Source organism: Bacillus sp. G16 (assembly GCF_021282335.1).
GTDB lineage: Bacteria > Bacillota > Bacilli > Bacillales > Bacillaceae > Bacillus > Bacillus inaquosorum.
On sequence record NZ_JAJSOZ010000016.1, the window covers coordinates 15,347 to 40,949 of the forward strand.

A 25,603-nucleotide genomic window follows, 5' to 3' on the forward strand; every position below is an offset into this window, starting at 1 on the left:
TAAATATCATGAATTAATCTGCGAAATACCTATGCTAGTCAATAAATGACCCGGGAGGCAAAAACGTATGGAACTGTATGAGTGTATCCAAAACATTTTTAGCGGCTTGAAAAATCCATCGGTTAAAGATTTGGAAACTTCTTTAAAACAAATTCCACACGCATCAACATTGAGTCAACCGTATATTAAGGAACCAGACCAGTACGCTTACGGCCGAAATGCAATCTTTAGAAACAACGAATTGGAAGTTATCGTTATTAACATTCCGCCACACAAGGAGACAGCAGTACATGATCATGGTCAATCCATTGGTTGCGCAATGGTGTTAGAAGGAAAACTTCTCAATTCTATTTATCGCTCAACCGGCGATCACGCAGAACTCTCCAATTCATACTTTGTCCACAAAGGAGAATGTCTTATTTCAACCAAAGGTTTAATTCACAAAATGTCCAATCCTGCTTCCGAACGAATGGTGTCTCTTCATGTTTACTCCCCCCCTTTGGAAGACATGACGGTCTTTGAGGAACAAAGTGGTGTATTGGAAAGTTCATGATTTACAGGTGAACCGCTCTACTTTGACTTAGGATCAACAGAAGGGGGCAGCGAATGATCCTTTTATTAAAAACAAAAAAACCCTTATAGAAATAAGGGTTTACAGGTATGGAGCCAAGGGGGATCGAACCCCTGACCTCTACGCTGCCAGCGTAGCGCTCTCCCAGCTGAGCTATGGCCCCGTATGTAACGTCATGTTTATTATAGATGATTTTTTGTTGAAAAACAAGCTGTTCCCTCTTGAATGAACAGAAAAAATAAGGCTCCAAAAGAGCCTTATTTTTCGGTTTACATCATGATTAAAAGTAAAATCACACCGAGGATGATTCGATAGATGGCAAATGGGACGAGTTTGATTTTATTGATCAGTTTTAAGAAGAAACGGACGACAAACAGCGCGACAACAAAGGCGCAGATAAAGCCGACGATGAAAAACGGCATCAGGTCCGAGCTTAAGCTGTCCCAATGCTTCACAAGGCTTAAAAAGCTCGCTCCCATCATGATCGGCATCGCCATAATAAACGTAAAGTCGGCTGCCGCGCGGTGGTTTAATCCGAGGATAACGCCCCCGGAGATGGTTGAACCTGAACGCGAGAAACCCGGCCAAAGGGCAAGACATTGGAATAAGCCGACCCCTATTGCCTGCTTATATGAAATGCGGTCGAGAGTGTCTGTCGCTGTTTTCCGTTTATTTACCCAATCAGCAAAAAGCATCAGGACTGCCCCGGCGATTAAACCGATGGCAACAGTTTTAACGGAAAATAAATATTCATCAATGTAATCCTCAAACAAAAAGCCGAGGACAGCTGCAGGCACGAGCCCGACGGCAATTTGCGCAATGCTTAATTTATGTCCCTGCTCCTGGTCGCTTGTAATATTCTTTTTTAAGCCGATCAAATTCAAAATCCGGTCTTTAAACACGATTGCTACCGCTAAAATGGAGCCTAGCTGAATAACCACTTTGAATGAGTTGGCAGCTTCTTCTGACATCAGATCGCTTGATTTAAGCCAGATATCGTCTACTATGATCATATGTCCTGTCGAAGAAACCGGCGCGTACTCTGTTAATCCTTCTACGATTCCTAAAATGGCAGCTACAAACAATTCCCATAGAGTCATGATTTTGATTCTCCCCATTAGACATTTATTTTTTTACATAACGGGAGCTTTCCATAAATGGAAAGCCCGTCTTACATAACTATAAACGAAAATCACACTTTATGACCCGACGTATTTTCTTTTTTTTCTTCATCGTATAAGTGTGACTGCATTTTAAACCAGTCAAATAAATGTGTTGTAATGACTTTGGCAACTGCATATCCAGGAATTGCCAGAATGATTCCAACAACGCCAAACAGCTTGCCGGCTGTTAATAGCAGAAAAATAATCGTAATCGGGTGGATGTGAAGGTTTTTCCCCATAATTTGCGGAGAGATCAATTTCCCTTCAATCAGCTGAACAATGGTCCATACGATGACCAGCTTAAGCAGCATGAGCGGCGATGTCACTATGGCGATGATAATCGCTGGCGTAATGGCAATCGTCGGTCCTAAATATGGAACGATGCTTGTACAAGCCGCAATGACGGCTAGCAATGAAGCATAATCCAGCCCGATAATCAAATAACCGATAAACAGCAAAAACCCGATACAGAAGCTGACAATGATCTGGCCTCTGATATAAGAGCTTAACCGATGATTCATTTCGCTTAAGACTGTATATGTCTGTTCTTTCAATCGAGTCGGCACAAATTTCAGTATATAGACCGGCAACTTTCTTCCGTCTTTTAATAAATAGAAAAGAATAAACGGAACCGTGACGATCGAAATGATGATCTCAGTCAGTGCGCCGATAAAATTCCCAACGCCGGTAAAGGTGCTATTCACAATCGTCGCCGCCTGATCTGAAATCTTTGTTGCGAGATCAGATATATTGATGTTCATCGTTTGCTGGGCCTGGTTGACGAAATTGCTGCCGATAAGCTGTTTCGTCTGACTTTCTACGATATCCACATATCTCGGGATGTTGTCAATCAAGCTCATAATTTGTTCTTTTAAAAAGGGGATGATGGACACGATCGTGATCGTGATCAGCCCGATAATCAATAGATATAACAGCAAAATAGAATAGATTCTTCTTATTCTTCTTCTCTCAAGGAAATCGACGACTGGGTTTAACAGATAAAACACAATACCCGTTAAAATAATCGGCAGTGAAATCGTTTTGAGAAGAACAATAATCGGGGTGAAAATGTATGATGTTTTTGTAAAAACAAGAATATTTAAACCAATCAGCAGCAGCACAAGCAAAAATAAAACAAACTTATTGTCCAAGAAGAATCGCTTGAATCTGCCGCTCCATGTTTGCAACGTCTCCACTATCGTTCCTCCGTCATACTTAGTTTAATTAAATTGTACACTATCGTCCCTATAATGAAAAATAATAACGGCTAATTGTTGGAAAAACTTCCTTGCTTTAAAGATGTGATTTGATCTATCATGTGCTTTTCTCCTTTTTAAGCTATAATTTAGCTATATCATACAAAAGGAGCGATAAGAGTGATACGTTTTGCAATAGTAGGAACCAACTGGATTACAGACCGCTTTCTCGAGTCAGCAGCGGAGATAGAAGATTTTCAGCTGACAGCCGTTTATTCAAGATCGGCTGAACGTGCTGCCGAATTTGCCGCTAAACACGGTGCTGAGCACACCTTCTCAGATCTTCAGGAAATGGCGGCAAGCGATTGCTTTGATGCCGTATACATAGCCAGTCCGAATGCCCTTCACAAGGAACAAGCCGTTCTCTTTATGGACCATGGCAAGCATGTGCTTTGTGAGAAGCCGTTTGCTTCGAATGCAAAAGAAACGGAAGAGATGATCTCAGCGGCTAAGGCAAACGGCGTTGTCCTCATGGAAGCGATGAAGACCACTTTCCTGCCGAATTTCAAAGAGCTGAAAAACCACTTACATAAAATCGGCACTGTCCGCAGATTTACCGCAAGCTACTGCCAGTACTCCTCACGGTATGACGCGTTCAGAAACGGCACCGTCTTGAATGCGTTTCAGCCTGAGCTTTCCAACGGATCATTAATGGATATCGGTGTCTATTGTATTTATCCTGCAGTCGTGCTGTTTGGTGAGCCGCAGAATGTGAAGGCGAACGGATATGCTTTGTCTTCCGGTGTGGATGGAGAAGGAACCGTCATTCTGTCTTACGACGGGTTCGAAGCCGTTTTGATGCATTCTAAAATCTCTACTTCTTATGCCCCGGCAGAAATCCAGGGTGAAGACGGAACGATTGTGATCGATACGATTCACCGGCCTGAACGAGTGGAAATCCGCTATCGCGACGGCCGCCTGGAAAACATCTCGATTCCTGATCCTAAACCGGCGATGTTCTACGAAGCAGAAGAATTTGTTACGCTCATAAAAGAGAAAAAGCAGGAATCGGAAGAAAATACATTTGAACGGTCTTTGATCACCGCCAAAATCATGGAAGAAGCAAGAAAGCAAATGGGGATTGTGTACCCTGCCGATCAAGCCTAAAAAAATCCGCCCGCGTGCAAAGGCCGCGGCGGATTTTTTATTAGACAATCGGAGTAGATGCATTCCTTTTTAAAAGCACCTTTTGTTCATACTCTTTTATGTCATGGAGCCATGCCTCTTTTACCGGCACGCCCATTTGTTCACAGTAGGAATCCCAGATGGCCCCGAAAGGATATGTTTTGAATTCCTCCATCAGCGCCAGCCTTTCTGTAAAGCGGCCCTCTTCCTGCAATTGTTTTAAATAGCCGTTCGGGAGAAGTAATGCATACAATAAAGCTTTGACCATATTTCTCGTTCCAATGGTCCAGGCGGCAACACGGTTAATGCTGGCATCGAAAAAATCGAGGCCGATAGCGACCTTCTCGAGAGCCTGGTTGCGTACAATTTCAAGAGCGATTTCTCTCAATTCATCATCTAAAACCACAACATGGTCGCTATCCCAGCGAACGGGACGGGACACGTGCAAGGCGAGTTTATCTGTGTAAAGCAGCATGGACGAGATCTTATTTGATACCGTTTCAGTCGGGTGGTAATGGCCTGTATCAAGTAAACAAAGCTTATGATTCGTCAAAGCATAAGCTAAATAAAACTCATGAGATCCGACAACATATGATTCGGAACCGAGACCGAACAGCTTGCTCTCGAGTGAATCAAGATTGTGTTGTTCACTGATCTCCTCTGCGAAGATCCGATCCAGTGATTCTTTTAATCTTTTACGCGGTGTCAGCCTGTCACTCGGAATATCCTTATAACCGTCGGGAATCCAAATATTCGTCAAGCAGGGTGTACCTAATTCTTTCCCGAAGTATTCCCCGATACGGCGGCACGCGATGCAATGCCTGATCCAATATTCCCTGATGGTCGGATCGGGGTGTGAAAGGGTGAGTCCGTCTGCCGCTTTCTCGTGCGAAAACAAGGTGGGATTAAAATCTAAACCAAGACCGAGATCTTTTGCCCATTTCACCCAGTTTTCAAAATGCTGCGGCTTCAATTCGTCCCGTTCAGTCGCTTCCCCGTTTGTTTCTGCATATATCGCATGCAGGTTCACGCGGTGCTTTCCAGGAATGAGGGAAAGAGCCTTCTCCAAATCTCTTCTTAATTCTTCAGGGGTTTGCGCTTTTCCGGGATAATTGCCGGTCACATCAATTCCGCCTGAAAGCTCACCCTTATTTACTTCAAAGCCTTCAATGTCGTCACCCTGCCAGCAGTGGATTGAAATGGGCACTTGTTCTAATTGCCGAAGCGCCTCTTCAACATCGATTCCCCATTTTTCATACGCCTGTTTTGCACTGTCATAATTGGCTTTTATGGTCATGCGTCTCTCTCCCTTTTTCAGTTTTTTAATCCAAATAAAAAACTTCCTTAAGATCTATTGAAACAGGACTGAAATCCGGATTGGTTTTCATTAATGGCGACATCGATTTCCACCACCTCTGGCAAACTTCTGTGTCCGCCATCTTTCTCCACTTCTCTTCATCCTCTATTTCTAAATAAGCAAAAAGCCTGCCTGTTTCTTCGTCTAAAAAAATGGAATAATGGTGGGCTCCATGAGCTTTGAGTGCTTCTGCCATTTCAGGCCAAATGTCAGCATGCCGCTGTTTGTATTCCTCGTACTTGTCTTGATGGACAAACATGATACTGGCTTTTCTTTTCACACCTAATCACCTCTTCACCCTTTAGATAGCGCTTTCAAAACAGTTTGCCGAAATGACTGAATGATCGTGCTTCTGTCAATGTCTTTAGGTGTAAACACTTTGATCGGAAAGGAATTTCTGACGGCTTGCCGGGCTTCTTTTATGTCTTTGACTTCTTTGGCAGCAATCATTTGCATTAGTATATTTCCGATGGCGGTTGCCTCTATGGGCCCTGCGTATACCGCTTTTCCGCTCATGTCTGCCGTTAATTGATTTAAGAAATCATTCCGGGCTCCGCCGCCAATGATATGAAGCTGCTGAATCGTTTTTCCTGTGATCGTTTCCAGCTCTTTGATGGCTATCGCATAGATGATGGCTAAATTGCTGTAGATGCAGCAGGCAAGTTCGCCTGCAGTGCGGGGAATCTTCTGGCGGGTTTCTCTGCAATAATGTTGTATTTCCTCTATCATGCTGTCTGGATTCAGGAAACGTTCATCATTTAAGTTTATAAACTGCAGGAATGGTTTTGTTTTTCGGGCTTCTTCTGCAAGCTGCTGGAAAGAGTAATCTGCTTGTAATTGTTGTCTTACTTCCTGTATCACCCACATGCCGATGATGTTTTTGAGAAAGCGAATGGTGTTGTTTGCGCCGCGTTCATTTGTATAGTTGTTTTTTAAAGCCAGATCAGTTAATATCGGCGTTTTGTTTTCAACCCCGATTAACGACCATGTTCCGCTGCTGATATACGCCCAGCTATCGTTTACACCCGGAGCCGCGATGACGGCCGAGGCAGTATCATGCGTTGCGACTGTTATCACCTTGCAAGCCGGCAGATCATAATCCGGGAACCAATCATTTCTCAGCATGCCGAGCTCACGCCCCGGCTCAGTCAGCGGCGCAAATTGATGTTCCTGAACAGACACGGCTTTAAGCAATTCAGGATCAAGCTTTCCAGTTGAGACGTTTAAAAGCTGTGTTGTTGATGCATTTGTAATTTCCGTTACGGCTTTTCCGGTTAAACAATAGCCTAAATAATCAGGAACCATTATAATTTTGTCTGTTGTTTTCAGCAGCTCACGGTCTTCTTCATACAATTGATAAATCGTGTTAAAAGGCTGAAATTGTATTCCTGTTTTTTGATAGATTGTGTCTTTTGACAGGGTGTATTCCAGTTTATCTATTGTGTGTTCTGTTCTTTTATCCCGGTAGGACATCACTTCCTGCAAACGATTGCCTTTGTCGTCCAGTAAGACATAATCAACTGCCCATGTATCAATGCCTACGGTGCAGCGTTCATACCCAAGCACTTTCACCTTTTGCAGTCCTTGCAGGATTTGTTTTAGCAAATGATCAATATCCCAAAAGCAATGTCCGTCTCTTTGAATGAAGCCGTTAGCGAATCTGTGAATCTCTTGTACTTCAAGCTTCCCTTCCTTCAGTTCACCTACCATGACTCTCCCGCTTGATGCGCCTATATCAATGGCAGTATATATCATTCTTTCACCCTCTCTTCGGAAGGGGAACAGCTGTCACGTTCACCTTTTTGTCTTCAAGAGCTTTTACCGATACCGGATCAAGTCCGGAATCAGTTATAAGGAGGCTGATATCTTGCAGCGAGGCGATATGTGAAAACTCGCGGTTCCCCCATTTACTTGAATCGGCCATCAAAATGGTCTGATCAGACCTTTCGATCATCCGTTTTTTGAGCAGTGCCTGCCACTCGTTTGAGTCGCTCATCCCGTTGTTTAAGTCAAATCCTTTACATGACAGAAAGGTTTTGTTGACATGGTAGGTATCAAGTGAACGCTCTGCTAACGGGCCGGCAAACGATAATGATTTTGCCAGCAAAATGCCGCCTGTTGAAATGACTGATATGTTTTCTTTATTGCTGAGTTCAATGGCTGCCTTCATTGAGTTTGTAATGACAGTGAGCTCAATATTAGGGAGTATTTTCGCCATGTACCAGGCGGTGGTGCTTGCATCGAGAATGATTCGGTCTCCGCTCTTTACATATTTGGCTGCTTCGTGAGCGATGGCTTTTTTTTCTATGACATTTGTGATTTCCCGTTCAGAAAAATGAACTTCTGATTCCCGCTGCTGAATACTGACCGCTCCTCCGTGGCTTCGGCTCAGTTTATGTTCTTTCTCAAGCTTCTCAAGATCGCGCCGAATGGTTTCTTCTGTGACAGAAAATATGTCACTTAATTCGGATACGCGGATGCTTGAACGCATATTCACTATTTCTACTATTTTTTGTTGCCGTTCTGCTACTAGCATCGGTAACGCCCTTCCTCATATCGTAATCCGTCTTGTTATTTTTATCATAGCATACTTCTAACGCGTGAAAGCAGCAGGGACGCCGCCGTCTACCGTGATCATGCAGCCCGTTGTTTTTTCGGCTTTAGAAGAAGCGAAAAATGCGATGGCTTCGGCAATATCCTGCGGGTAAATATTGACGAGCAACGCCGTGCGTTTCCGGTAATGTTCCTCAAGCTGATCTGGTTCAATCCCGTATGCTGTGGCCCGTTCCTCCCGCCAGCTTGATCCCCAGATAGCCGATCCTTGAAGTACCGCATCCGGCAAAACGGAGTTTACCCGGATCCCGTATTCCCCTCCTTCTGCTGCGATACACCTTGCCAAATGGGTTTCAAGCGCTTTTACCGAGCTGTAGGCAGATGCGTTTTTACCCGCATAAACTGAATTTTTTGATCCGACAAATACCATGCTTCCGCCTCTGTTTTGCTGTTTCATTTGTTTAAACGCTTCACGGGCCACAAGGAAATAGCCTGTTCCTAATACATTCATATTAAGATTCCATTCTTTTAGACTTGTTTCGTCAAATGGGCTTGATGTGGCCAGCCCGGCATTATTGACGACGATATCAATGCCGCCGTAAGCAAGCGCCGCTTGTTCAAAGGCTGACTGTACTTCTTCTTCCTTTGTCACATCCATTTTGACAGCCATTGCCCGTCCTTCTCCATATGCATCGTTTATTTCCCCGGCAATTTTCTGTGCACCTTCTTTATTAAGATCTGCTGCGATCACGTGCCCTCCTTCAGCTGCAAAGCGGCGGCATGCTGCACTGCCGATTCCGCCGGCTCCTCCTGTTATCAACGCTACTTTACGGGAAAATTCTGCTTCCGGCGGGGCCAGCGTGAGCTTATATAATTCTAACGGCCAATATTCGACATGGTAGGATTCATTTTCATTTAAAGAAACAAAGTGCCCAAGAGCTGTTGACCCTTTCATAACGGCGATGGCCCTCCGATATAAAGCGCCGCTTACTTTAGACATGGCGTAACTTTTCCCCGTATTCACCATTCCGATGCCAGGAATCAATATTACCCGCGGGGCTGATTCAAAGATTTGGTCACCCTCCTGATGATTGCGTGTAAAGTAAGCCTGATATTCTGATGTAAAACGTTCGACTCCTGACTTGATCAGATCCGCCAGTTTATGCACATCTTGAGTTTCCGAATTCCACTCAATGTACAGCGGAACCCGCTTTGTGTGAACAAGATGATCCGGACATGCCGCACCGATTTGCGAAAGCGCTGGCGCTTGGACACTGTTGACAAATTCCAAGACGTCATCATGATCATCATAGGAAAGGATCATTTTCTTTTCTTCACTGACAGCTCCTCTGATCACAGGCATGATAGCTGCTAAGATTTGTTTTCTTTGATCTTCCGGCAGCGGCTGATATCTTTTGCCTCCGAATATCTCATGTTGATTGATACGATCGTTAATATACTGCTCAGCTTCTTGAATGATGGATATCGTTTTTTCATAACATGTTTCAGACGTCTCACCCCAAGTGACTAATCCGTGTTTCTCCATTAACACAAGCTCTGCGTTGGGATTGTTCGCTACGCCTTCAGCGATCATTTTAGATAAAGTAAATCCAGGGCGTACGTATGGCACCCATACAAACCGGTTTCCGTAAATGTCTTCAGCGATTTGTTTTCCATTATCAGCACAGCAAATGCTGATAATCGCATCGGGGTGGGTATGGTCAACGTGATTGTATGGCAGAAAAGCGTGGAGCAGCGTTTCAATTGAAGGACGAGGATGCTTGCTGTCAATCATACAATGAGACAAGTAGTCTACCATTTCTTCATCTGACATGTGGTCCCTTTCGATCAGCGGGCGGATGTCATCTAATCTCAAACCGGTAAAGTTATGCGCTCTCATTGTTGCCAGATCAGAACCGCTTCCTTTCACCCACATGACTTCTGTTTCACGGCCTCTGAAATCCTTTTCCGTTGTTTTCATAGACGTATTCCCGCCGCCCCAGTTGCAGACAGTGCGATCTGATCCGATCAGATTGGACCTGTACACCAATTCCTCTACCCCTTTTTGCAGCTGTGCAGCATGATCTGAATCCCATACATGTTTCACCATATTTGATATTCCTCCGTCCCCTTTTTATTTGTACCCGCTTTCATTATATATGATCTTTGTTTGTTTTTGAATTATTTTTGTTTATTTTTGTTTTAATAAAAAAAGAAAGCGGCAGGATATGCCACTTTCTCTTTCCATTACGATTCAATTTTAAATTTCTTCGTGATGTCCTGAAGTTCTTCCGCCATGTTTGCCAACGTTTCAGCTGAAGAGCTGATTTCTTCCATGGACGCAAGCTGTTCTTCCGCCGAAGCTGCGATGTCTTGAATGCCTGCAGAGCTTTCTTTCGCCACTGCAGAAATATCTTCAACCGCACTTGACACTTCTTGTGATCCGTCTGACAGCTGTTCCACCGTCGCGTTCAGGTTTTGCAATTCGCTGGAAATTTGAGTTGTCATCTCATAGATTTGTTTAAAACTTTCCGCTGTTTGGTCAGTAATCTGCAAGCCTTCCTTCACTTCATGATTCACGGATTGGAACATCGCAAGTGAAGTGCTGATTTCTCTGACAATCTCTTGAATTAACCCTTCAATTTCCTTAGCTGAGTCTGCTGATTGTACGGCAAGTTTTCTAACCTCTTCCGCTACTACTGAGAAGCCTCTTCCGTATTCTCCCGCTCTTGCCGCCTCAATCGCAGCATTTAATGCAAGCAGGTTGGTTTGATCAGCAATACCGTTAATCACATTCAAGATGCTTGTGATGTCTTGCGATTTTGTTTCAAGACCTTTCACAACCGCTTCCGCTTTTTGAACGGATTGGTCGATTGTTTTCATTTGGCCGACTGTGTGTTCAACCAGTTTCTCTCCGCTGCCCGCTGCCTCAGAGGACTGGATCGATGATTTCGTAATCGTTGAAGAGGCTTGAGCCACTTTTGAAATCCCGTGGTTCATTTGAGAAAGATGGTTTGAGCTTGTTTCCAGTTTCTCGCTTTGCGCCTCATTGCCATCTGAGAACTGTTCGATGGCGAGTGTAATGTGTTCAGTTGCTTTGCTCGTTTGGGCTGCGCTTGCCGTCAGCTCTTCAGAAGATGATGCCACGTTTTCTACAGACGTTTGAATGACACCAATAACAGAACGCAATGATGCAGACATTTCGTTAAAGCTTTCGCCAAGCTGGCCGAACTCGTTTTTCGAGTGAATGTCAATGACTTCTGTGAGATCCCCGCTGCTGATTTTCGCGGATGTAGAAACCAGTTTTCTTAACGGCTTGGTGATGGCCCGGATAATAAAGAGAATGAGTATGCCGCCGATCGCAATTGACACGCATAGAATGATAACCGCTGTGTTCAGTACCGGACTTGAAGCATCTTGCAATTCACTGACAAAGTATGTGCCCGCGATTTTCCAGCCTGTCAGTTTATTAGTCGTGAAGGCCATTTTCTTTTCTTTGCCTTCGAAGATATATTCAAATGAGCCGTCTTCTTTGGAATATACTTGGTTTGTCCAGTTGCCTGATCCTGTTGTCCCAGGCTTAATCGTCGGATGGGCGATATATTTTTTGTTGCCTGTTGTAATAAATGCAAAGCCATTTTTGCCGATTTTGATTCTCTGTGAAGCAGTAAGCACTTCATCCAGATTTAAATCAAGTGCTATGACTCCTGAGCCGTCTTTTATTTGTTTTGAAATTGTGACAACCATATCCCCTGTTGCTTCATCAGTATACGGTTCTGAGAAAACAGCCTGTCCTTTTTTCGCAACGGCTTGTTTGTACCAGTCACGTCCTGTCGGATCGAAGCCTTTAGGGACACCGCTATCCGGATATTTGTAAAGCTTCTTACTTTCGGAAGCCGCATAGATTGCTCCTACATCGTCGTTTAGTGTCGTGTACTGCTTAAGTTTCTCTTTCAGTAAGGTTTTGTTTTTGCCTTGTAATATGTCTTTATCGATTGTCTCACTATAATAATCTATTGCTTTCACTTTATCTTCCAGTTTATTTTGCAGCGTACTGTTGAGCTCTTCAACATTTCCCTTCGCGCTGTTTATCAGCTCTCTGTCTAACGCGTTCCAAGCTGATTGATAACTGAAATATGCTAAAACCCCAACCGGCAAAATAAGCACTGCCAGAAATGCAGCGATAAGCGGTTTGCTGATCGATGGCTGTTTGATCCATTTTATGAATTTTCCCATTCTTGCTGACTCCTCCTTTAAGCTAAATCTAATATCGTCAAACTAGGATAAAAGGTTTAATAAAAAAACTAAAAAAAACACCCAAGCGTACAGGCTTGGGTGTTTGTGCTCATTATTCGATTTTAAATCGTTTGGTCATGTCGCGAAGCTCTTCCGCCATAGACGAAAGGGTTTCTGCTGACGAGCTGATTTCTTCCATGGAAGCAAGCTGCTCTTCGGCTGATGCCGCGATATCTTGGATATGAGCTGAACTTTCTTTTGAAATCGATGCAATGTGCTCGGATGCTCCCGAAACTTCCTCAGAGCTCGCAGAAAGCTGCTGAACCGTCGCACTCATATTTTGCAGTTCGCCGGCGATTTGGTTCGTCATTTCAGAAATGCGTTTAAAGCTCATTTCTGTTTTATCTGTGATATCAAGGCCTGTCTGCACCTCTTGATTGACAGACTGGAACATGCCGAGAGATGTATTGATTTCCTTCACAATCTCGATGATTAATCCTTCAATCTCTTTTGCTGAATCTGCTGATTGAACTGCCAGCTTTCTCACTTCTTCCGCTACAACGGAGAAGCCGCGGCCGTACTCGCCTGCGCGCGCCGCTTCAATCGCTGCGTTTAGGGCAAGCAGGTTCGTCTGATCTGCGATACCGTTAATCACACGCAAAATATTGGTGATATCTTTCGATTTCGTTTCCAATCCGCGTACGACTTGTTCTGCTTCTTTAACGGACCTGTCAATGACGTTCATTTGGCCGACGGTTTGATGAACAAGCTTGCCGCCTTCACTTGCAATTTCTGTCGATTGAACAGATGAATCTGTAATCACTTCAGAAGCTTGAGCCATATTCGTCAATCCGTCATTCATTTGATAAATGTGCTCTGCTGCGGTTTCAATGTTTTCGTTTTGTTTTTCATTGCCGTTAGAAAACTGTTCAATCGCCAATGTAATGTGCTCTGTTGCCTTGCTCGTTTGGGCGGCTGATGCGGTCAGCTCCTCAGAGGAAGCCGCAACATTGTCTACCGAATCCTGGATGGCGTGTATGAGGGAACGAAGTGACGACGCCATATTATTGAAGCTTTTGCCGAGTTCGCCCAATTCATCTTTTGAACGGATATCAATGGTTTCCGTCAAGTCTCCCTCGCTGATCCGCTTAGAGGAACCGACGAGCTGTTTCAGCGGCGTTGTAATCGACCGAATGATCAATGTCATAACGATAATCCCTATAATAATAGCTGCTGCCAAGACAATCAAAGCAATGTGAAGGACAGGCTGGGCTGCCTCATGAATTTCATCCAAATACATGGTGCCGCCGATTTTCCATCCCGTTAACTTGTTTGTGTCAAAGGCCATTTTTTTCTTATCGCCGTCCATCGTGTATTGAAAATCGCCTTTATCCGCATTTAGCACCTTGTCGAGCCAGTCGCCCTTCAATTCAGTTCCTGAGGTTTCATTAGGATGGGCGACAACCTTTTTGTCCTTTGTCATGATAAATGCGTAGCCTTGTTTACCAATATTGACTTTTTTAGTTGTTTTCAGCAGATTTTCAATCGTCATGTTGATTGCGATAACGCCTGAACCATCTTTTGTCTGTTGGGCGATTGTCACAACCATTGTATTTGTAGAAGCGGTTTTATAAGGGTCAGTCACAACAACTTTTCCTTTATTCGCAACCGCTTTTTTGTACCAGTCGCGTTCAACCGGATTATAGCCGCTCGGCATCGGAAGATCCGGGTAACGGGTGAAGCGCCCATTTTTGTCACTTGTATAAATGGATTCTACATCTTTATGAATGCTGATATATTGTGAGAATTTCTCTTTAATGCTTGCATTGCTTTTTGCTTTATATCTCTCTTTTGTCAGCCATTCGCTGAAGTAAGCGGCGCTGTTTTCTTTTTCACCGATGCTGGTGTTAATAATTTCGTTTAATTGCTGTACATTTTCCAATGCGCTCCCCATCATCTGTCTGTCGAGTGAGCTGCTTGCCGATTGATAAGCAATGGCTGCCAATATGACAACCGGTATGATGAGGATCGACAGAAAGGAAACGAGAAGTTTCCGTGTAATTGATCTTTGTTTTATGAGTTGGAGTATTTTTTTCATCATTCATTTCTCCTTTTTTATGCTACCCTTCATATCGGCAGGAAATGGGTAAATATATACAGTAAAAAAGAAGAAATTTAACAAAAGTAACTAATTCCCCATAAATAGATAGTTATTTAGTCCTATTATCTATCCACCTTAAATCGTTTTGTCAGATCACGGAGCTCTTCAGACATTCTTTCAAGCGTCTGTGCAGATGAACTGATCTCCTCCATGGATGCCAGCTGTTCCTCAGCAGAAGCGGCGATATCTTGGATGCCGTCCGAGCTTTCTTTAGAAATGGCCGTGATATCATTTGAAGCAGCGGAAATTTCTTGAGCTCCCGCTGACAGTTCCTCAACCGTCGCATTCATGTTTTGCAATTCAGAAGCAATTTGATTGGTCATGTGCGATATATGTTTGAAGCTTTGTTTTGTTTCATCCGTCATGACAAGCCCTGTTTCAACTTCTTTGTTTACGAACCTTCTTTCAATCATTCACAAATTATATCAGCGGACCTTCCTTTATATTACATTGAAAATGAAAGTGAAAATGAAAAACAGTTCTAAAATCACCGAATGCACTAGATCTTTGTTATGAATTCCTTATAAAAAAACAGCGCCTTGATAAGCGCTGTTTTTCTGCTTTTATTCAATTTTAAATTGCTTTGTCAGATCACGAAGCTCTTCTGCCATCTGTGCAAGGGTGGTCGCTGATGAACTGATTTCTTCCATTGAGGCAAGCTGCTCCTCGGCTGAGGCAGCAATGTCTTGAATGCTTGCCGAGCTTTCTTTCGACACATCGGCAATGCCGCTGACTGCTGCTGAAACATGCTGTGAACGGTCTGACAGCTGTTCGACTGTGGAATTCATCGTCTGCAATTTGCCTGCGATTTCGTTTGTCATGCTGAAAATGCTCTGGAAGCTTTCTTTTGTATTGTCTGTGACAACAAGTCCAGACTGTACTTCCTGATTCACTGCTTTAAACATATGAAGAGAGGTTTCGATTTCTGCTACGATTTCTTGGATCAGCTTTTCGATTTCTTTTGCTGAATCAGCAGATTGAACAGCCAGTTTGCGCACTTCCTCCGCTACGACAGAGAAGCCGCGGCCTGATTCTCCGGCACGCGCCGCTTCAATGGCTGCGTTTAATGCCAGCAGATTTGTTTGGTCAGCGATGCCGTTAATGACTCTCAAAATGCTTGTGATGTCTTTTGATTTTCCTTCTAAGCCTTTGACTACAGCTTCAGCCTGCTGAACTGATTGATTAATTGAGTTCATCTGTCCGACTGTCTGCTGGACAAACTTTTCACCCGTTCCGGCGATTTCTGTTGATTGAATAGACGCCTTTGTAATATCTGATGATGTTTGTGAGACTTGCTGGAGCCCTTCATTCATTAAATTCAGCTGATGAGAGCTGGAATCCACCTTTTCGCTTTGCTCCTCGTTTCCGTTTGAGAACTGCTCAATCGCCATCGTAATATGCTCGGTGGCTTTACTTGTCTGTCCGGCAGAGGCGGTAAGCTGTTCGGACGATGCGGCCACATTGTTCACCGAGTCCTGGATAGTGCTGATCAGTGAGCGGAGAGATTGTGCCATTCCATTGAAGCTTTCCCCTAGCTCTCCAAGCTCATCCTTCGAACGGATTTCGATCGTTTCTGTCAGATCTCCGCTGCTGATTGTTTTCGATGATTGAACGAGACGTTTTAACGGTTTTGTAATCGAACGAACGATAAACAGAATTAAAAGCCCGCCTGCCGCAATGGAAGCGATCAGCACGATCATGCCTGTTATCAAAACAGACTTTGAGGCATCCTTGATTTCACTCATATACATTGTGCCGGCAATTTTCCACCCAGTCAGTTCATTTGTTGTATAGGTCATCTTTTTATCTTCGTTACCCAGAGTGTACTGGAGGTCACCGCTGTCATTGGCATACATTTTGGCAACCCACTCTCCTGACAGCTTTTCTCCAGCCTTATGGTCCTGGTGGGCAACATAGGTTTTGTTTTTCGTTGCAATGAAAACATAGCCTTCTTTTCCGACCTTGATTTGTTTCATCTGTTCTAACAATTTATCAATGGTAATATCCATGGCGACAACGCCAGATCCGTCCTTCAGCTGCTGGGCAATAGTAATGACCATGCTTCCGTCATTCGCTGCCACGTAAGGATCTGTCACTACAATTTCACCGCCGGCCTTCATCGCATCTTGATACCAAGGGCGCTGTCTCGGATCGTATCCATCCGGCAATTGTTCTTTCGGCGCTTGTACATAATTACCGTTTTCTGCGCCTCCATAAATTCTGGCTACTCCTTGATTAATCGAGACATATTGTGAAAACTTAGCCTTGAGCTCTTCTTGATTAGACTTTCCTTTGAACGCGGAGTTTTTAAGAGATTCACTGAAAAAGGTAACTGCTTTCGCTTTTGCTCCCAGATCATTTGTAACGGTTGTATTAAATGTATCTACACTGTTTTTCGCATTTCCCATAATTTCCTGATCCAGCTTTCCGCTGGCGCTTCGGTAAGAACTAAATTCCAATATAAGAATAGGGATAATGAGAATTGCAATAAATGAGACGATTAATTTCCTTGAGATAGACGGTTTCTTCAGCCAGTTGGTAAAAGTCTTCATGTTCAGTTTCTCCTTAGGGTTTGATACAGTATATATCGGCTGCTTAAAAAAGTTTTAAAATAAAAAATGGAAGAAGTTCTTTTTCGGCTGCCTTCTGTTTTTTTAAACTTTCATTGCCCAAGCCCTTTGCATATCTTATAAAAAACAAGGGGGGCTAAAGATGATTATTGTGTCCGGACAATTGCTCCGTCCCCAAGATATTGAAAACTGGAAGATTGATAAGAATTTGAATCCGCTGTTAAAAGAGATGATTGAGACGCCCGTTCAGTTTGATTATCATTCAATTGCTGAACTGATGTTTGAGCTGAACCTGCGGATGAATATCGTCGCAGCAGCAAAAACGCTGCACAAAAGCGGAGCGAAGTTTGCCACTTTTTTGAAAACATATGGGAATACAAAGTATTGGAGGGTTTCACCGGAAGGCGCCTTGGAACTGAAATATAGAATGCCGCCTTCAAAAGCCATTCGGGATATTGCAGAAAACGGACCGTTTTATGCGTTTGAATGTGCGACCGCAATTGTTGTTATTTATTATCTGGCATTGATTGATACAATCGGGGAAAAAAAATTTGATGCCAACTTTGACAGAATTATTTTATATGACTGGCATTATGAGAAATTGCCGATATATACGGAAACAGGACATCACTTTTTCCTCGGAGATTGTTTGTATTTTAAGAATCCTGAATTCGATCCGCAAAAAGCGCAGTGGAGAGGCGAAAATGTGATTTTACTGGGAGAAGATAAATATTTTGCACATGGCCTTGGAATCTTAAGCGGACAGCAAATTATCGATAAGCTGAATTCTTTTAGAAGAAAGGGAGCCGTACAGCCGGCCTACCTTATGTCTCAGGCGACCAGACTGGATGTTCCATCTCTTTACCGCATCGTCCGCTAAAAGCCCCATCGCCTATTTCCGGGACGATGGGGTTTCAAATGCTTTTCGTTTTCGATAAAAAGGGGCTGTGCCAAAATACTGGTTCGCAGCCCATTCCATTTTTTCGAGGTCATTTCTTGTCACGATTGGATCTAAGCTGCTCCATTTAATAAAACGGACAAAATAGTACCCTTTGATAGGAGCCATTGTAACTTTTGAGTGAGGCCAGCCTTCAAATACAAACTCAATTTTCCCTCTTTTTTTATAAGAATATTGAAGAATGTTCATCATCTGTCACCTCTGTTTATCAAGTTACGGTCGGCAAAGCTCGGCTAACAGCGTTTTCACATCAGCGGACCCGTTAAGCATTCCGACAGATTGCCCGGCCCACAGAGACATGTACCCGGAATCTTTTTCACTGGCTGCGTGCTTTCTCATCGGCTTTGTTAACGTGTTTTGCAATGGATAAGGAAGCGCGTTTGCCTCCTCAGTTTGCTGCTCTTTCATCCATTGATTGACTATACCCCTTGCAGGCTTACCTGAAAACAATGAGGTGAGGCGCGTGTCTGTCCCCCGCGCTTTATTTAATTCGCGGCTGTACGCTTCAGATACTTCGCATTCCTCACACATGAGAAACGGCGTCCCAACCTGTACGCCTTGGGCTCCGAGACAATGAGCGGCTTGGACGCCGCGCCGGTCGGCAATTCCGCCTGCAGCGATTACTGGAACGGAAACGGCGTCTGCCGCCTGGGGAATCAGCGACATGAGGCCCAGAGCGGATTCCCCGCTGACAGGCAGAAAGGAACCGCGATGGCCGCCCGCTTCGCTTCCTTGCAGTACGATGATGTCCATTCCGCGTTCTTCAAGCAGGACAGCTTCCTGCGGAGTCGTAGCTGTTCCGATGAGAGAGCAGCCATTTTTCTTTAACGCTTGAATGCTTTCGTCCGGCGGAATGCCAAACGTAAATGAACAGGCTTTTACATTGTGTTTGAGAATGATGTTTATTTTTTCATGGAAGTCCTTCCATTCTTCTTCCTCTGAAGAGAATGGAGGAGCCTGTTCGGCAAACGGAATTCTGTTTTTCCAAGTTTTAATCATGTCCTCATCCGGTTCTTTTCTGCTTTCCGGAACAAACACATTCACCTGAAATACTCGATCAGTCAGCTGCTGCATTTCAATGATTTGCTTTTCGAGCATGGCGGGACTGAGATATCCTGACGCCAAGCTGCCGAGCGCGCCTTCATTCGACACAGCGGCTGCCAGTCCGGGCGTGACAAGCCCGCCGGCCATTGGCGCTTGGATGACAGGTTTTGTCAGCGATAATGCTTTCATCCATTCTGTCATGAAAACCCTCCTGTTATCCTATGATTTTGATATAACATGTCCGTGTACGCGGCCCGTCAAATTCGCAGAAATAAATGCCCTGCCACGTTCCAAGAATGAGTCGGCCGTTGTCAATAATGACATGCTGTGAAGCTCCGACCGTACTCGACTTCATGTGTGCAGCTGTATTGCCCTCCATATGGCGATCCAGCTCGTGTTCCCATGGATAGACCTCATCAAACCTTCTGAGCATATCTTTTTTGACATCGGGATCGGCATTTTCATTAATTGTAATGCCCGCAGTCGTATGAGGACAATAAATCAGCGCCGCGCCGCTCGTTACACCTGTTTCTTGAAGAAACGCTTCCACCTCGCGGGTGATCTCAATCATTTCATCTCGTTTGGCCGTTTTGATTTGCAATGTTTTCAGCATTTGTTTCTCCTTTCATTTGTCCGCTCTGTTTGCTAATTCGTTCTGTGTTCTTTTTTTCCTGTTAAACCGCTCACATAAACTTGATAAAAGCAAAAAACTCCAGTCTTTGGCTGGAGTTTAGCGCCATACATATATTCTTGCTTCATACGGCTTTAACAGTACTGATGTTATGTGCTTGTGCGGCTCTGTTTCCACATTTGACAATACGAGTGCGTCTGATGACAATGGCAATCCGGAGCGCTTGAAAAAGGCCGGCGTTCCTGTCAGATTGGCTGCAATCAGTGCAGTATGGCTCTCGTTTTTCCGAAGATACGCAAAGATTTGCTGATCTTCCGGTAAAATGAGCTCGTATGTTCCATTGATAAAAACATCGTATGTATGACGCAGCTTGATCAAGCTTTTGTAAAAGTGGTATACGGATGTTTTGTCGTTTTTTTGCGCCTCGGCATTCAGCCATTTGTAATTCTTATTGATTCCGATCCACGGTTTTGCATCAGAAAATCCGGCGTATGGACCAGCAGTCCATTGCATCGGCGTTCGTGAATTGTCCCTTCCCTTTTTCCAGACAATTTTCATCACGTCCTCGTGGGAAGCGCCTTTCGCCGTTTCTATATCATACAGGCGTTTCATGGCGACATCATCATAGTCCTCAATAGATGGAAATGCCACGTTTGTCATGCCGAGTTCCTGCCCCTGATAAATAAACGGAGTGCCTTTCATGAGAAAATAGACAGAAGCAAGCGCTTTTGCACTTTCTTTCAGGTACACTCCGTCGTCTCCCCACACAGAAACTGAACGGGGCTGGTCGTGATTTTCCATAAACAGAGCATTCCAGCCGATCCCTTCAAGACTGTCCTGCCACTCTGTTAGAATTCGTTTGAAGGAAACGATATCAATGCTTTCATTGATCTCTACATCCCACAGGCCGAGATGCTCAAATTGAAAAATCATGCTGAAGATGCCGTTTTTTTCACCAGCCCAATCAGCCGCTTCCTTTGCAGCGACACCATTTGCCTCTCCGACTGTCATAATCGGATAGCGGGAAAATGTGTTTTCCTTTAGCTCTGTTAGCAAATCCATAATGCCGTCAGCATTCATATGATAAGGAAAGGAAGGAACGCAGTCCAGCCCTTTGGGATTCGGCATATCTGGAAGCCCCTCTTTTTTCTTAATATGCGTAATGGCATCCACCCGAAATCCGTCAATTCCTTTTTCAAGCCACCAATTGATCATGTCGTAAACGGCATTTCTCACTTTTTCATTTTCCCAATTCAAATCAGGCTGTTTTTTATCAAAAAGGTGAAGATAATACTGGCTTGTCTTTTGATCATACTGCCATGCCGGCCCGCCGAAAATACTTTCCCAATTGTTTGGCGCTTTTCCGTTTTTGCCGTCCTTCCAAATATACCAGTCGCGCTTTTCCGAGTGTATGGATGAACGGGATTCAATGAACCACGGGTGTTCGTCGCTTGTATGGTTCACGACAAGATCCATAATCAGCTTCATGCCCAGCTCATGTATGTCACCAAGCAGCTGGTCGAAATCAGCCATGGTGCCGAAATCGCTTAATATGTTTTTGTAATCCCTGATATCATAGCCGTTATCCGCATTGGGCGAATCGTACAAAGGGCAAATCCAGATGACGTCAGCGCCCAGCTCTTTTATGTAGTGAAGCTTGGATCTGATTCCTTGAATATCCCCGATCCCGTCGCCATTTGAATCTTTAAAACTGCGGGGGTAAATTTGGTAGACAACCGCTTCCTTCCACCAAGCCTTTTTCATACAGCCACTCCCTCCTAAGTGTCCCGGTCTATATATCTTATGTAGAAAAAAGGCTTTACAGCATTGCTTTTTCAGAAAACCGCCAGACGTCATAAAAAAACAGCCGCTCAATCTTCGGCTGCTTTTTATAAAAAGTCAGTTTTTTTAATTTCTATAAAACGGATGTGATGATCTTCGGCGTCGAGGATTTTAAACTCACAACCCTCTGCGTATATCACATCTCCTGCTTTCAGCTCCATTTTTTGCGTCAGAAGCCAGCCTGCAATCGTATCAATTTCTTCATTATCAATGGCAATGTCGAGCAGATCGTTTACTTCGTCTATTAGCGCTTTTCCATCCATTACATAATGGTGCTCGCCTTTTTTCAAAATGTGCGGCGTTTCATCCTGATCATATTCATCACGAATTTCCCCGACGATTTCCTCGATAATATCCTCGACAGTGACAAGACCCGCCGTTCCCCCGTATTCATCTACGAGAATCGCCATGTGAATCCGCTCCTTCTGCATGCGGATCAAAAGCTGCTGAACAGGGATGCTTTCAATGACTCTGATGACGGGCCTCATAATCTGCTTCAGCTTGATCGGCTGTCCGAGAAAATAAGCTTTAAACATATCTTTGCTGTTGATGATCCCTAAAATATGATCCTTGTCTTCTTTAATGACAGGGTAACGTGTATACCGTTCATTAATGATGTGATGGATCGCTTCTTCAAGCGACTGCTCCAGAGAGATAACCGCAATTTCTGTCCGCGGAATCATAATCTCTCTCGCTACCCGGTTGTCGAATTCAAAAATCTTATTCACATAGCGGAATTCAGACTGATTGATTTCTCCCTTTTCATAGCTTTCTGAAAGGATCAGCCTCAGTTCCTCCTCGCTGATGACAACCTCATGCTCCTTCACTGAATGAAAGCCAAACAATTTCACAAGAAAACTTGCAGAGCCGTTCAACGCTTTAATAAATGGATACGTGATTTTATAAAACCAGATCAGCGGCTTTGCAATCCATAAACTGACAGCTTCAGCCTTTTGAATGGAAACCGTTTTCGGGGCAAGCTCACCCATCACCACATGCAAAAAAGTGACGATGATAAATGCAACGATAAATGTGACAATGTGGTTAAACGGTTCCGGCATGCCTGTCATTGTAAATAAGGGATGAAGAATGCGTTCAAATGTCGGTTCACCAAGCCATCCAAGGCCGAGGGCAGTAATCGTAATCCCGAGCTGGCAGGCTGATAAATACTCGTCAAGGTTGGAGATGATTTTATGTGCGGCAAGCGCCCGGCTGTCACCGCTTTCGATGAGCTGGTTAATTTTTGAACCTCTGATTTTGACGATCGCAAATTCCGCTGCAACGAAAAGAGCCGTAATGCCAATCAAAACAAAAATGGCGATCAGTTGTAAAATAAGCAAAAAAAGCCCTTACCATAAATGGTAAGGGGCCACCTCCTTAACGTTAATTCTCATTACGACCGTTTAAGAAGATCATCACAAAGCGAAGAAGCTCAAACAGGGAAACCAGGGCGGCGGCCACATACGTTAAGGCGGCGGCGCTCAGCACTTTATTTACCCCATTCTCTTCATTGTTCCGGATGAATCCTTCTGACACAATAATTTGCTTCGCGCGTGAACTTGCATTGAATTCGACAGGCAATGTAATCAGCTGGAAAAAGACAGCGGCTGAAAACAAAATGATGCCAAGCCCGATCAGATTCAGGCTGCCGAGAAGCATGCCTCCTAAGAAAAGCAAAGGAGCTACACCGGATGCAAAATTCACGACTGGGAAGATTTTATGTCTCAGCACAAGCGCACCATATGACTCCTGATGCTGCAAGGCATGTCCGACTTCATGGGAAGCTACGGATATGGCGGAAATTGAGCGGCCGTAATAGACCGGCTCAGATAAACGCACCACCCGTCTTGTCGGGTCGTAATGGTCTGTTAAAGTGCCTCTTACCGGTTCGACCGGCACGTCGTAAAGACCGTTTATATCTAAAATCCGTCTTGCCGTTTCTGCCCCTGTACGTCCGCTTGAGGCTTCCACTTTTGAATATTTTTCAAAGTTGCTCTTTACTTTAAATTGTGCCCAAAACGACAATCCCAATGCGGCTATTGTTAAAAATATAAACAGCATTTTTCATCATCCTTTTTCCATGATCATTTCTCTATTACGATTATTTTAATGAGTTTTCTTTTCCGTGTACAGAAATGCGCTTCTTCCTCCGGCTCGGAGCACACAATCCGATCAGCAGAAAGAACAGACCTGCTGAAAACAAATAAAAGGAAAAGCTGCCGACCAGCTGTTTCAGAAAATGAAGCCAGGAGAAGCTGCCGGAAAAGTGATTATATGAATTCAAATCGAAAATAAACAAAATCACCGCGGATGCCGCCAGCTGCGTACCGATCAAAACCACGATCGTTCTTTGCAAGATCGTCATCTTTTTCATCCTTTTTGTTTTAGTTTATGGAGAAATCCATTTTTATATGTTTTGTTCATTTTTTGAAAAACATCATCGGAAGTGGGACATACTGTTAGAAAAAAGCACGGGTGTGATGGAAGCCATGAAAGTGACGAGTGAGGAAAAGGAACAGCTGAGCACAGCAATCGACCGAATGAATGAAGGGCTGGATGCATTTATCCAGCTTTATAATGAATCGGAAATCGATGAGCCGCTTATTCAGCTTGAAGATGATACAGCCGATTTAATGAAGCAGGCACGAGATACGTACGGCCAGGAAAAGCTAAACGAGAAATTAAATACAATTATTAAACAGATTTTATCCATCTCATTATCTGAAGAAGGAGAAAAAGAATGAAATCAAATCGGATATTTATTTCATGGCTCAGGTGGCCGTTATTTATCCGAATCGGGGTTATTATTTTATTTCTGATTCTTTTATTCGGCCAAATCATTTATGTACTTGAGCCGAAGCAGTTCACTTCGGTATTTGAAGGCATTTGGTGGGCTGTCGTTACCGTTTCGACAGTCGGCTATGGAGACTATGTGCCGCACACGCCGCTTGGACAGGCAGCCGGAATACTGCTGATTTTGAGCGGAGCAAGCTTTGTCACCGCATATTTCGCCACGTTATCTGCAGCCGCAATCAGCAGACAGCACCGCTACATCGAAGGAAAAGTCGCTTACAAAGGGCGGGGCCACATCATTATGATCGGGTGGAATGAAAAATCAAACCGGCTGCTGAAGGAGCTGCAGCTTACGGCCCCTTCCAAGACGGTTGTGCTGATCGATGAATCTTTAAAAGAAGGCCCGCTTATCGAAAACGTTCATTTCATACGCGGGCACGCTGCCGATGATGAGACACTGAAAAGGGCCAATGTTGCTGAAGCGGAGTCAGTGATGGTGACAGCTGATCAGTATAAAAGTGAAGCTGAAGCAGATATGCTGTCAGTGCTGATTCTTTTATCTGTTAAAGGGCTTAACCCCCTTGCATACTGTATCGTCGAGATTTTGACTGACCGGTTTGTCACCAATGCGGAGCGGGCAGGCGCTAATCAAATCATCGGAACTTCAGAATTTATCAGCCGGGCAATGCTGCAGCATTATCAAGTCAAATTACGGCCGTCTAAGCAGAACGGAATTAAGCTGACACTTGATCAACATGTGAAGCTTCTTTCTGTTCCTGACGATCTAAAGGGAGCTGCTTACAAAACGTGCGTCCTCCATTTCCTTGATCACAACACGACAATTATCGGCATACAAAAAGAGGAAGGGCCGATGATTTCCCCTCCTCTTACATATAAAGTGCTCGAAACAGACCAATTTCTTGCGATCTAATGCAGCAGAACATCCTCCAATTCTTTCACAAGGGAAGCGCCGATATCCAAATACGCCGGATCAATTTCCGCGTCGCGCCTTTCCGGCTCGGAAAATTGATTAAACAGTGATTGGAATGGCCCTCCCTCGGCATAATCGTCAAGATCCGCCTGAAACACCTGCCTCAGCATAAATGGCGTTCCGATCCGAACGGCCACCCCGCGTTCATCGAGACTGCCCTGTACCGCATTGACGGGAATCCTTAAAAACAAATAGCCGTCTCTATCATCAATTTTATAATCAAAGTAGCCGTGATCGTATTCCCAGCCGCCGTTTATCACATAACCGAGCGGCTTCATTACTTGTTCCAGTTCTTGAAGCAGAAAAGACTGCCCATCTATCGCGGAAGGTATTGGTATCATCAAAATGCCCC

The 25,603-nt window shown here is 44.2% G+C and carries 23 protein-coding genes, 1 tRNA gene and 1 pseudogene; 5 read left to right on the forward strand and 20 right to left on the reverse strand.

All coding sequences use genetic code 11. From position 1 onward, the window contains the following. Positions 1-67 precede the first annotated feature (67 nt). Positions 68-553, forward strand: coding sequence for a cysteine dioxygenase (locus tag LWH95_RS17140; RefSeq protein ID WP_032732386.1), 486 nt, complete (start codon positions 68-70; stop codon positions 551-553). A gap of 108 nt (positions 554-661) precedes the next feature. Here LWH95_RS17140 and LWH95_RS17145 read toward each other — a convergent pair. From LWH95_RS17145 to LWH95_RS17155, 3 genes are all read right to left on the reverse strand, one after another. After that, positions 662-734 (reverse strand) — tRNA-Ala (locus LWH95_RS17145). 106 nt (positions 735-840) lie between these two features. Then, positions 841-1,671, reverse strand: a complete 831-nt coding sequence (locus LWH95_RS17150; protein WP_232920051.1) for an undecaprenyl-diphosphate phosphatase — start codon at positions 1,669-1,671, stop codon at positions 841-843. Between the two features lie 92 nt (positions 1,672-1,763). Then, complete coding sequence (locus LWH95_RS17155) at positions 1,764-2,930, reverse strand: AI-2E family transporter (protein WP_003242238.1); 1,167 nt, start codon at positions 2,928-2,930, stop codon at positions 1,764-1,766. Between the two features lie 180 nt (positions 2,931-3,110). Between LWH95_RS17155 and iolU the strand changes: the two genes are divergently transcribed. Then, positions 3,111-4,097 (forward strand): scyllo-inositol 2-dehydrogenase, encoded by a 987-nt coding sequence (gene iolU, locus LWH95_RS17160; protein WP_232920052.1) that lies wholly within the window; start codon positions 3,111-3,113, stop codon positions 4,095-4,097. 40 nt (positions 4,098-4,137) lie between these two features. On the opposite strand, the gene rhaA is transcribed toward iolU, so the two are convergent. From rhaA to mcpB, 9 genes and pseudogenes are all read right to left on the reverse strand, one after another. Beyond that, positions 4,138-5,412: an L-rhamnose isomerase gene (rhaA, locus tag LWH95_RS17165; protein ID WP_232920053.1), complete on the reverse strand. Its 1,275-nt coding sequence runs from the start codon at positions 5,410-5,412 to the stop codon at positions 4,138-4,140. A gap of 25 nt (positions 5,413-5,437) precedes the next feature. Further along, entirely contained in the window at positions 5,438-5,752 is a 315-nt protein-coding gene (gene rhaM, locus LWH95_RS17170; RefSeq protein ID WP_003242233.1) for an L-rhamnose mutarotase, read from the reverse strand. 14 nt (positions 5,753-5,766) lie between these two features. After that, positions 5,767-7,227 carry a rhamnulokinase gene (rhaB, locus tag LWH95_RS17175; RefSeq protein WP_232920054.1) on the reverse strand — a complete coding sequence of 487 codons (1,461 nt, stop codon included), beginning with the start codon at positions 7,225-7,227 and terminating at the stop codon, positions 5,767-5,769. 4 nt (positions 7,228-7,231) lie between these two features. Beyond that, positions 7,232-8,008, reverse strand: coding sequence for a rhamnose catabolism operon transcriptional regulator RhaR (gene rhaR / locus LWH95_RS17180; protein ID WP_232920055.1), 777 nt, complete (start codon positions 8,006-8,008; stop codon positions 7,232-7,234). Between the two features lie 57 nt (positions 8,009-8,065). Continuing rightward, positions 8,066-10,135 (reverse strand): bifunctional aldolase/short-chain dehydrogenase, encoded by a 2,070-nt coding sequence (locus tag LWH95_RS17185; RefSeq protein ID WP_232920056.1) that lies wholly within the window; start codon positions 10,133-10,135, stop codon positions 8,066-8,068. A gap of 137 nt (positions 10,136-10,272) precedes the next feature. After that, entirely contained in the window at positions 10,273-12,261 is a 1,989-nt protein-coding gene (gene tlpB / locus LWH95_RS17190; protein ID WP_232920057.1) for a methyl-accepting chemotaxis protein TlpB, read from the reverse strand. Between the two features lie 112 nt (positions 12,262-12,373). Next, positions 12,374-14,362 carry a methyl-accepting chemotaxis protein gene (gene mcpA / locus LWH95_RS17195; RefSeq protein WP_442860846.1) on the reverse strand — a complete coding sequence of 663 codons (1,989 nt, stop codon included), beginning with the start codon at positions 14,360-14,362 and terminating at the stop codon, positions 12,374-12,376. A 122-nt stretch (positions 14,363-14,484) separates the two neighbouring features. Further along, a pseudogene (locus LWH95_RS17200) lies at positions 14,485-14,817 on the reverse strand (methyl-accepting chemotaxis protein); the annotation flags it as partial. A gap of 168 nt (positions 14,818-14,985) precedes the next feature. After that, positions 14,986-16,974: a methyl-accepting chemotaxis protein McpB gene (mcpB, locus tag LWH95_RS17205; RefSeq protein ID WP_232920058.1), complete on the reverse strand. Its 1,989-nt coding sequence runs from the start codon at positions 16,972-16,974 to the stop codon at positions 14,986-14,988. A gap of 160 nt (positions 16,975-17,134) precedes the next feature. On the opposite strand from mcpB, the gene LWH95_RS17210 reads away from it, so the two are divergent. Beyond that, a complete protein-coding gene (locus LWH95_RS17210; RefSeq protein ID WP_003242213.1) occupies positions 17,135-17,872 on the forward strand; it encodes a protein-glutamine gamma-glutamyltransferase in 738 nt (245 codons plus the stop codon). Positions 17,873-17,884: 12 nt separating this feature from the next. Here the strand turns inward: LWH95_RS17210 and LWH95_RS17215 are convergent, their stop codons facing one another. From LWH95_RS17215 to LWH95_RS17245, 7 genes are all read right to left on the reverse strand, one after another. Then, positions 17,885-18,139 (reverse strand): hypothetical protein, encoded by a 255-nt coding sequence (locus LWH95_RS17215; protein WP_003242211.1) that lies wholly within the window; start codon positions 18,137-18,139, stop codon positions 17,885-17,887. Between the two features lie 24 nt (positions 18,140-18,163). Beyond that, the gene (locus LWH95_RS17220; RefSeq protein ID WP_232920059.1) at positions 18,164-19,195 is read right to left on the reverse strand and encodes a nitronate monooxygenase; all 1,032 of its coding nucleotides are present in this window, start codon (positions 19,193-19,195) and stop codon (positions 18,164-18,166) included. A 13-nt stretch (positions 19,196-19,208) separates the two neighbouring features. Further along, positions 19,209-19,607 (reverse strand): secondary thiamine-phosphate synthase enzyme YjbQ, encoded by a 399-nt coding sequence (locus LWH95_RS17225; RefSeq protein WP_133486233.1) that lies wholly within the window; start codon positions 19,605-19,607, stop codon positions 19,209-19,211. 117 nt (positions 19,608-19,724) lie between these two features. After that, positions 19,725-21,389, reverse strand: a complete 1,665-nt coding sequence (locus tag LWH95_RS17230; protein WP_232920060.1) for a glycoside hydrolase family 13 protein — start codon at positions 21,387-21,389, stop codon at positions 19,725-19,727. A 125-nt stretch (positions 21,390-21,514) separates the two neighbouring features. Beyond that, entirely contained in the window at positions 21,515-22,807 is a 1,293-nt protein-coding gene (locus LWH95_RS17235; protein ID WP_232920061.1) for a hemolysin family protein, read from the reverse strand. Positions 22,808-22,850: 43 nt separating this feature from the next. Next, entirely contained in the window at positions 22,851-23,528 is a 678-nt protein-coding gene (locus LWH95_RS17240) for a zinc metallopeptidase (RefSeq protein ID WP_003242198.1), read from the reverse strand. 40 nt (positions 23,529-23,568) lie between these two features. Then, positions 23,569-23,832 (reverse strand): hypothetical protein, encoded by a 264-nt coding sequence (locus LWH95_RS17245; protein WP_133486228.1) that lies wholly within the window; start codon positions 23,830-23,832, stop codon positions 23,569-23,571. Positions 23,833-23,878: 46 nt separating this feature from the next. Between LWH95_RS17245 and mstX the strand changes: the two genes are divergently transcribed. After that, positions 23,879-24,211 (forward strand): biofilm formation protein MstX, encoded by a 333-nt coding sequence (gene mstX, locus LWH95_RS17250; RefSeq protein ID WP_060399374.1) that lies wholly within the window; start codon positions 23,879-23,881, stop codon positions 24,209-24,211. Then, the gene (locus tag LWH95_RS17255; RefSeq protein ID WP_003242193.1) at positions 24,208-25,191 is read left to right on the forward strand and encodes a potassium channel family protein; all 984 of its coding nucleotides are present in this window, start codon (positions 24,208-24,210) and stop codon (positions 25,189-25,191) included. The genes mstX and LWH95_RS17255 overlap by 4 nt, the downstream gene beginning before the upstream one ends. Here the strand turns inward: LWH95_RS17255 and LWH95_RS17260 are convergent. Continuing rightward, on the reverse strand, positions 25,188-25,592 hold the full coding sequence (locus LWH95_RS17260; RefSeq protein WP_232920062.1) for a YugN-like family protein: 405 nt from the start codon (positions 25,590-25,592) through the stop codon (positions 25,188-25,190). The genes LWH95_RS17255 and LWH95_RS17260 overlap by 4 nt on opposite strands. Between the last annotated feature and the right edge of the window lie 11 nt (positions 25,593-25,603).

What these genes read in the sequence shown, in the direction of transcription:
- LWH95_RS17140 (WP_032732386.1), top strand. Translation starts at nt 68, where the DNA reads ATGGAACTGTATGAGTGTATCCAAAACATTTTTAGCGGCTTGAAAAAT.
- LWH95_RS17150 (WP_232920051.1), bottom strand. Translation starts at nt 1,671, where the DNA reads ATGACTCTATGGGAATTGTTTGTAGCTGCCATTTTAGGAATCGTAGAA.
- rhaA (WP_232920053.1), bottom strand. Translation starts at nt 5,412, where the DNA reads ATGACCATAAAAGCCAATTATGACAGTGCAAAACAGGCGTATGAAAAA.
- rhaB (WP_232920054.1), bottom strand. Translation starts at nt 7,227, where the DNA reads ATGATATATACTGCCATTGATATAGGCGCATCAAGCGGGAGAGTCATG.
- rhaR (WP_232920055.1), bottom strand. Translation starts at nt 8,008, where the DNA reads ATGCTAGTAGCAGAACGGCAACAAAAAATAGTAGAAATAGTGAATATG.
- LWH95_RS17185 (WP_232920056.1), bottom strand. Translation starts at nt 10,135, where the DNA reads ATGGTGAAACATGTATGGGATTCAGATCATGCTGCACAGCTGCAAAAA.
- tlpB (WP_232920057.1), bottom strand. Translation starts at nt 12,261, where the DNA reads ATGGGAAAATTCATAAAATGGATCAAACAGCCATCGATCAGCAAACCG.
- mcpA (WP_442860846.1), bottom strand. Translation starts at nt 14,362, where the DNA reads ATGATGAAAAAAATACTCCAACTCATAAAACAAAGATCAATTACACGG.
- mcpB (WP_232920058.1), bottom strand. Translation starts at nt 16,974, where the DNA reads ATGAAGACTTTTACCAACTGGCTGAAGAAACCGTCTATCTCAAGGAAA.
- LWH95_RS17210 (WP_003242213.1), top strand. Translation starts at nt 17,135, where the DNA reads ATGATTATTGTGTCCGGACAATTGCTCCGTCCCCAAGATATTGAAAAC.
- LWH95_RS17215 (WP_003242211.1), bottom strand. Translation starts at nt 18,139, where the DNA reads ATGAACATTCTTCAATATTCTTATAAAAAAAGAGGGAAAATTGAGTTT.
- LWH95_RS17220 (WP_232920059.1), bottom strand. Translation starts at nt 19,195, where the DNA reads ATGACAGAATGGATGAAAGCATTATCGCTGACAAAACCTGTCATCCAA.
- LWH95_RS17225 (WP_133486233.1), bottom strand. Translation starts at nt 19,607, where the DNA reads ATGCTGAAAACATTGCAAATCAAAACGGCCAAACGAGATGAAATGATT.
- LWH95_RS17230 (WP_232920060.1), bottom strand. Translation starts at nt 21,389, where the DNA reads ATGAAAAAGGCTTGGTGGAAGGAAGCGGTTGTCTACCAAATTTACCCC.
- LWH95_RS17240 (WP_003242198.1), bottom strand. Translation starts at nt 23,528, where the DNA reads ATGCTGTTTATATTTTTAACAATAGCCGCATTGGGATTGTCGTTTTGG.
- LWH95_RS17245 (WP_133486228.1), bottom strand. Translation starts at nt 23,832, where the DNA reads ATGACGATCTTGCAAAGAACGATCGTGGTTTTGATCGGTACGCAGCTG.
- mstX (WP_060399374.1), top strand. Translation starts at nt 23,879, where the DNA reads ATGTTTTGTTCATTTTTTGAAAAACATCATCGGAAGTGGGACATACTG.
- LWH95_RS17255 (WP_003242193.1), top strand. Translation starts at nt 24,208, where the DNA reads ATGAAATCAAATCGGATATTTATTTCATGGCTCAGGTGGCCGTTATTT.
- LWH95_RS17260 (WP_232920062.1), bottom strand. Translation starts at nt 25,592, where the DNA reads ATGATACCAATACCTTCCGCGATAGATGGGCAGTCTTTTCTGCTTCAA.